Source organism: Pseudactinotalea sp. (assembly GCF_048594945.1).
Classification (GTDB): Bacteria; Actinomycetota; Actinomycetes; order Actinomycetales; family Beutenbergiaceae; genus Pseudactinotalea.
This window is the reverse complement of sequence record NZ_JBMDXJ010000463.1, coordinates 1-2186: the sequence shown is the minus strand read 5'-3', so window position 1 is coordinate 2186 and position 2186 is coordinate 1. Positions and strand designations below refer to the sequence as shown.

Genomic DNA, 2186 nt, shown 5'->3' with positions numbered 1-2186 from the left:
ATCGGGGCGAACCTGTGGACAGACGGTCGTGCCGCCTCCAGAACCTGCGCGCCAGTTCACCTCAGCCGCGTAGGTTGGCAACGTGGCAGACGATCCCGACCCGACGGTCGCCCGCGATCTCGAGTCCGGGATCCAGCGCGACTTCTCCCGCGACATGTCGTACGGCGACTATCTCCACCTCGACGCCCTCCTGTCGGCGCAGGTGCCGCAGTCCGACCCGCCGCAGCACGACGAGCTGCTGTTCATCATCCAGCACCAGACCAGCGAGCTGTGGCTGAAGCTGATGGTGCACGAGCTGCGCTCGGCGAGGTCGCTGCTGGATCTGGACGAGCTCGGCCCGGCACTGAAGCGGCTGGCGCGCATCAAGCACGTCCAGCGAGTCCTGACCGACCAGTGGTCGGTGCTGGCGACGCTCACACCGAGCGAGTACGCCGAGATCCGGCCGTACCTGGCCACGTCGTCGGGATTCCAGTCGGCCCAGTACCGCGAGGTCGAGTTCCTGCTCGGCAACAAGAACGCCGACATGGTCGGGGTGTTCCGGCACGACCCGGCCGCGCAGGAGCGGCTGCAGGCGCTGCTCGCGGAGCCGTCGCTGTACGACGCCTTCCTGGCGTTCCTCGCCCGCCGCGGCTACCCGGTGCCGCAGCGGCTGCTCGAGCGGGACGTGACCCTGCCGTACCGGCTCGACCCGGACCTCGTGGAGGTGTTCGCCGGCGTCTACGCCGAGCCCGGGGAGCACTGGGGCGTGTACGAGACGTGCGAGGAGCTCGTGGACGTGGAGGACAGCTTTCAGCAGTGGCGGTTCCGGCACCTGCAGGTGGTGCAGCGGACGATCGGCCACAAGACCGGCACCGGCGGTTCCTCGGGCGTGGACTTCCTGCGCCGGGCGCTCGACCTCACGTTCTTCCCCGAGCTGTTCGAGGTGCGCACTCGCCTCGGCTGAGCGTCACGCCGGGTGCGTCACGTCCCACCCCATCTTCACGATGAGCGCGGCGACGACCACGAGGAACGCGACCCGCACGAACCGGTTCCCCTTGGCCACGGCCATCCGCGCGCCGATGTAGGCGCCCACGAGATTCGCCGCGCCGACCACCAACCCCACGCCCCAGAGCACGTGACCGGCGGGCACGAAGAACAGCAACGCCCCGAGGTTGGTCGCGAAGTTCACGATCTTCGCCAGCGCCGAGGCGGGCAGGAACGCGTACCCGATCACGCCCACGAGCGCCATCACGAGGAACGAGCCGGTCCCCGGGCCGAGCAGCCCGTCGTAGAGCCCGATCACCAGCCCGATGCCGGCGGCGGCGCCGTAGTGGCGGTTGCCCTCCCACCGCAGCTCGGTCATCGCCCCCATCGCCGGCTTGGCGAGCGTGTACGCCAGCACGCCCACGAGCACCGCGATGATGATCGGGCGCAGCGCGGCCTCCGGGATGTAGGAGGCGAGCGCAGCACCGCCGATCGAGGCGATGAGCGCGGCCACGGCCATCGGTGCGGCTGTGCGCAGGTCGGGATGGATGCGCCGGTAGTAGGTCACCGAGCTCATCGAGGTGCCCATGATCGAGCCGACCTTGTTGGTCGCCAGCGCCTGCACCGCGGTCATCTGCGGGAACAGCACGAGCAGCGCGGGCAGCTGGATCAGCCCGCCGCCGCCGACCACCGCGTCGACCCATCCGGCCGCCATCCCCGCGAGGATGAGCAGCAGCAGGAGCGTCAGGGTGATCTCGACGTTCCCGAAACCGGGCAGCGTGAGAGATCCGTCGGCGAGCACAGCGCTGTCCTACCACGCGGGCGCGGTCGGCGCCCGCGGGTCACGGCGTGGGCGTCGCGCCCTCGCTGGTCGTGGGGTCCTCGGTGGGGTCGTCGGAGGGGGTCTCGGTGGGGTCGTCGGAGGGAGTCTCGGTGGGCGTCTCGGTCGGGGCCTGGGACGGCGTCTCGGTGGGTTCCTCGGTCGGCTCGCCCTCGTCGGTGGGGTCGTCGGAGGGAGCCTCTGTGGGGGTCTCCGACGGGGTCTCGCTGGGTTCCTCGGTGACCTCGTCCTCGGTGGTGGGTTCCTCCGCGGGCGGCTGGTTCAACGGCTGCTGCTCCGGCGCTCCGGCGGCCGATCCCTGCCCGACCTGCGAGATCGTGGTGCCCTCCCGCCCGGACAGAGCCTGCCCGGTGGTGAGCTCGATCGCCGTGATGCCGAGGCC

General features: G+C 70.8%; 2 protein-coding genes and 1 pseudogene. 1 reads left to right on the top strand and 2 read right to left on the bottom strand.

Annotation, left to right across the window (positions count from 1 at the left end):
• The first annotated feature begins 82 nt into the window (after positions 1-82).
• On the top strand, positions 83-943 hold the full coding sequence (locus tag ACOJSN_RS20950; protein ID WP_420114419.1) for a tryptophan 2,3-dioxygenase: 861 nt from the start codon (positions 83-85) through the stop codon (positions 941-943).
• Between the two features lie 3 nt (positions 944-946).
• On the opposite strand, the gene ACOJSN_RS20945 is transcribed toward ACOJSN_RS20950, so the two are convergent.
• Complete coding sequence (locus ACOJSN_RS20945) at positions 947-1765, bottom strand: sulfite exporter TauE/SafE family protein (protein ID WP_420114418.1); 819 nt, start codon at positions 1763-1765, stop codon at positions 947-949.
• A 40-nt stretch (positions 1766-1805) separates the two neighbouring features.
• A pseudogene (locus ACOJSN_RS20940) lies at positions 1806-2186 on the bottom strand (hypothetical protein); the annotation flags it as partial.